The organism is Cobetia sp. 5-11-6-3, from assembly GCF_013374055.1.
GTDB classification, from domain to species: Bacteria; Pseudomonadota; Gammaproteobacteria; order Pseudomonadales; family Halomonadaceae; genus Cobetia; species Cobetia marina.
On sequence record NZ_BLWJ01000016.1, the window covers coordinates 1 to 5,443 of the forward strand.

General features: G+C 61.9%; 1 protein-coding gene. It reads right to left on the reverse strand.

Going from position 1 to position 5,443, the window contains the following annotated elements; translation table 11 throughout:
- A partial coding sequence (locus HXS66_RS17175; protein ID WP_218015204.1) for a VCBS domain-containing protein occupies positions 1-5,443 on the reverse strand: 5,443 nt, incomplete at both ends.

A 5,443-nucleotide genomic window follows, 5' to 3' on the forward strand; every position in this document is an offset into this window, starting at 1 on the left:
AGCCATCAGTGTCACCGGTGGCGGTCACGGCGGTGACGCTCGGCGTGACTTCGTCGGTGGTATCCAGGTCACTCACGGAGATCGTGCCGGCAGTCGCGAGCGTGGCATCCGTCTCGGTCAGCGACTCGCTCGCGCTGTCATCGCCTTCAATGGCAATGACAGGCGCATCATTGCTGCCATTGATGGTGATGCTGACGACCTGCTCGGCGGTCACCCCCTGACTGTCGGTGACGACCACGGTGTAATCCAGCACCAGGCTTTCGCCGACGGCCAGATGATCGAAGGCTTCGCCTTCGACGCTGGAACTATCGAAGGTCCAGTTCAGCGTGCCGTCATTGGCTTCGCCATTGATGATCGCATCGGCATCGACGGAGAGCATGCTCAGCAACTGATCGTTGCTCAGGCCGTCGGTATCGCCGGTGGCAACCACGGCAGCGACGCTCGGCGTGACGACATCGGTGGTATCCAGATCACTGATCGACAACGTGCCAGAGGTGCTCAGCGTGGCGTCAGATTCGGTCAGCGACTCGGCCGCGCTGTCATCGCCTTCGATAGCGATGACCGGCGCATCGTTGCTGCCATTGATGGTGATCGAGACCACCTGCTCAGCGGTCACACCCTGGCTGTCAGTGACGACCACGGTGTAATCCAGCACCAGGCTCTCGCCGACGGCGAGGTGATCGAAGGCTTCACCGGCGACGCTTGAGCTGTCGAAGGTCCAGTTCAGCGTACCGTCGTTGCTGACACCATCGATGATCGCGTCAGCATCGACGGAGAGCATGTTCAGCAGCTGATCGTTGCTCAGGCCGTCGGTGTCACCGGTGGCAGTCACGGCCGTGACGCTCGGCGTGACGTCGTCAGTGGTATCCAGATCGCTCACGGAGAGCGTACCGGCGGTGGTCAGGGTGTCATCCGTTTCAGTCAGCGACTCGGCCGCGCTGTCGTCACCTTCGAGGGCGATGACCGGCGCATCGTTGCTGCCATTGATGGTGATGGTGACGACTTGCTCAGCGGTTGCGCCCTGGCTGTCAGTGACGACCACGGAGTAATCCAGCACCAGGCTCTCACCCACCGCGAGGTGATCGAAGGCTTCGCCAGCGACACTTGAGCTGTCGAAGGTCCAGTTCAGCGTGCCGTCATTGGCTTCGCCATTGATGATCGCATCGGCATCGACGGAGAGCATGCTCAGCAGCTGATCGTTGCTCAAGCCATCAGTGTCACCGGTGGCGGTCACGGCGGTGACGCTCGGCGTGACTTCGTCGGTGGTATCCAGGTCACTCACGGAGATCGTGCCGGCAGTCGCGAGCGTGGCATCCGTCTCGGTCAGCGACTCGCTCGCGCTGTCAGCGCCTTCGAGGACGATGACCGGCGCATCATTGCTGCCATTGATGGTGATCTGGACGACCTGCTCGGCAGTGGCGCCCTGACTGTCAGTAACAACCACTGTGTAATCCAGCACCAGGCTTTCGCCGACGGCGAGGTGATCGAAGGCTTCGCCAGCGACACTTGAGCTGTCGAAGTTCCAGTTCAGAGTGCCGTCATTCTCGGTGTTGGCGATGATCGCATCGGCATCGACGGAGAGCATGCCCAGCAGCTCGGCATTGGTCAGGCCGTCGGTGTCACCGGTGGCGGTCACGGCCGTGACGCTCGGCGTCACGTCGTCGGTGGTGTCCAGATCGCTCACGGACAGCGTGCCGGCGGTGGTCAGGTTATCGTCTGTCTCGGTCAGCGACTCGCTCGCACTTTCGTCGCCTTCGATGGCAATGACAGGGACATCGTTGCTGCCATTGATGGTGATCGAAACCACCTGCTCGGCAGTGGCGCCTTGGCTGTCAGTGACGACCACGGTGTAGTCCAGCACCAGGCTCTCGCCCACGGCCAGATGATCAAATGCTTCACCGGTGACACTGTCGCTGTCGAAGGTCCAGTTCAAGGTGCCGTCATTGTTGGCACCATCGATGATCGCGTCAGCATCGACGGAGAGCATGCCCAGCAGCTCGGCATTAGTCAGACCATCGGTGTCACCGGTGGCAATCACGGCCGTGACACTCGGGGTGACGTCGTCGGTGGTATCCAGATCGCTAACAGAGAGCGTGCCGGCGGTGGTCAGCGTGTTGTCTGTCTCGGTCAGCGACTCGCTCGCACTGTCGTCACCTTCGATGGCAATGACAGGCGCATCGTTGCTGCCGTTGATGGTGATCGAGACGACCTGCTCGGCAGTGGCGCCCTGGCTGTCGGTGACGACCACGGTGTAATCCAGTACCAGGCTCTCGCCCACTGCCAGATGATCGAAGGCTTCACCGGCGACGCTTGCGCTGTCGAAGGTCCAGTTCAGCGTGCCGTCGTTGCTGACACCATCGATGATGGCATCGGCGTCGACGGAGAGCATGCCCAGCAGCTCGGCATTGGTCAGGCCGTCGGTGTCACCGGTGGCAGTCACGGCGGTGACGCTCGGCGTGACGTCGTCAGTGGTATCCAGATCACTCACGGAGAGCGTGCCGGCGATGGTCAGCGTACCGTCAGTCTCGGTCAGCGACTCCGCCGCGCTGTCATCGCCTTCGAGGGCGATGACCGGGGCATCGTTGCTGCCGTTGATGGTGATGCTGACAACCTGCTCGGCAGTCACACCCTGGCTGTCGGTGACGACCACGGTGTAATCCAGCACCAGGCTCTCGCCGACGGCGAGGTGATCGAAGGCTTCGCCAGCAACACTGCTGCTGTCGAAGGTCCAGTTCAAGGTGCCGTCGTTGCTGACGCCATCGATGATGGCATCGGCATCGACGGAGAGCATGTTCAGCAGCTGATCGTTGCTCAAGCCATCGGTGTCACCGGTGGCAGTCGCGGCGGTGACACTCGGCGTGACGTCGTCGGTGGTGTCCAGATCGCTGACAGAGAGCGTGCCGGCGGTGGTCAGCGGTGCATCGGTTTCTGTCAGTGACTCGACCGCGCTGTCATCGCTTTCGATGGCGATGACTGGCGCATCGTTGCTGCCATTGATGGTGATCTGGACGACCTGCTCAGCGGTCACGCCCTGGCTGTCAGTGACGACCACGGTGTAATCCAGCACCAGGCTCTCGCCAACGGCGAGGTTATCGAAGGCTTCACCGGCGACGCTTGAGCTGTCGAAGGTCCAGTTCAGCGTACCGTCGTTGCTGACACCATCGATGATGGCATCGGCGTCGACGGAGAGCATGCTCAGCAGCTGATCGTTGCTCAAGCCATCAGTGTCACCGGTGGCGGTCACGGCCGTGACGCTTGGCGTCACTTCGTCAGTGGTATCCAGATCGCTGACGGACAGCGTGCCGGCGGTGGTCAGCGTACCGTCAGTCTCGGTCAGCGACTCCGCCGCGCTGTCATCGCCTTCGAGGGCGATGACCGGGGCATCGTTGCTGCCGTTGATGGTGATGCTGACAACCTGCTCGGCAGTCACACCCTGGCTGTCGGTGACGACCACGGTGTAATCCAGCACCAGGCTCTCGCCCACTGCGAGGTGATCGAAGGCTTCGCCTTCGACATTGCTGCTGTCGAAGGTCCAGTTCAGCGTGCCGTCATTCTCGGTGTTGGCGATGATGGCATCGGCGTCGACGGAGAGCATGCCCAGCAGCTCGGCATTGCTCAGGCCGTCGGTGTCACCGGTGGCGGTCACGGCAGTAACGCTCGGCGTGACTTCGTCAGTGGTATCCAGATCGCTCACGGAGAGCGTGCCGGCGGTGGTCAGCGGTGCATCGGTTTCTGTCAGTGACTCGACCGCGCTGTCGTCGCCTTCGATGGCGATGACTGGCGCATCGTTGCTGCCATTGATGGTGATCGAGACTACCTGCTCCGCGGTCACACCCTGGCTGTCGGTGACAACCACGGTGTAATCCAGCACCAGGCTCTCGCCCACCGCTAGATGATCGAACGCCTCGCCTTCGACGCTGGAACTATCGAAGGTCCAGTTCAGCGTGCCGTCGTTGCTGACACCGTCGATGATGGCATCGGCGTCGACGGAGAGCATGCTCAGCAGCTGATCGTTGCTCAAGCCATCAGTGTCACCGGTGGCGGTCACGGCGGTGACGCTCGGCGCGACTTCGTCGGTGGTATCCAGATCGCTGACAGAGAGCGTGCCTGAGGTGGCGAGCGTGTCATCCGTCTCGGTCAGCGACTCGCTCGCGCTGTCGTCGCCGTCGATGGCGATGACCGGCGCATCGTTGCTGCCATTGATAGTGATCGAGACAACCTGCTCGGCAGTCACACCCTGGCTGTCGGTGACGACCACGGTGTAATCCAGCACCAGGCTCTCGCCGACGGCGAGGTGATCGAACGCCTCGCCTTCGACGCTTGCGCTGTCGAAGGTCCAGTTCAGCGTACCGTCATTCTCAGTGTTGGCGATGATCGCGTCAGCATCGACGGAGAGCATGCTCAGCAGCTGATCGTTGCTCAAGCCATCAGTGTCACCGGTGGCAGTCACGGCCGTGACGCTTGGCGTGACGTCGTCGGTGGTATCCAGATCACTAACGGAGAGAGTACCGGCGGTGGTCAGCGTATCGTCAGTCTCGGTCAGCGACTCCGCCGCACTGTCGTCGCCTTCGATGGCGATGACTGGCGCATCGTTGCTGCCATTGATGGTGATGCTGACGACCTGCTCAGCCGTTACGCCCTGGCTGTCGGTGACGACCACGGTGTAGTCCAGCACCAGGCTCTCGCCGACGGCGAGGTGATCGAAGGCTTCACCGGCGACGCTTGAGCTATCGAAGGTCCAGTTCAGCGTACCGTCGTTGCTGACACCATCGATGATGGCATCGACGTTGACGGAGAGCATGCCCAGCAGCTCGGCATTGGTCAGGCCGTCGGTGTCACCGGTGGCGGTCACGGCGGTGACGCTCGGCGTCACGTCGTCGGTGGTGTCCAGATCGCTCACGGATAGCGTGCCACTGGTGGTCAGGGTGTCATCCGTCTCGGTCAGCGACTCGGCCGCGCTGTCATCGCCTTCGAGGGCGATAACCGGCGCATCGTTGCTGCCATTGATGGTGATGCTGACAACCTGCTCAGCGGTCACACCCTGGCTGTCGGTGACAACCACGGTGTAATCCAGCACCAGGCTTTCGCCGACGGCGAGATGATCGAAGGCTTCGCCAGCGACACTTGAGCTGTCGAAGTTCCAGTTCAGCGTGCCGTCATTCTCGGTGTTGGCGATGATCGCATCGGCATCGACGGAGAGCATGCTCAGCAGCTGATCGTTGCTCAAGCCATCAGTGTCACCAATGGCGGTCACGGCGGTGACGCTCGGCGTCACTTCGTCGGTGGTATCAAGATCGCTGACAGAGAGCGTGCCGGCGGTGGTCAGCGGTGCATCGGTTTCTGTCAGTGACTCGACCGCGCTGTCGTCGCCTTCGATGGCGATGACTGGCGCATCGTTGCTGCCATTGATGGTGATCGAGACTACCTGCTCCGCGGTCACACC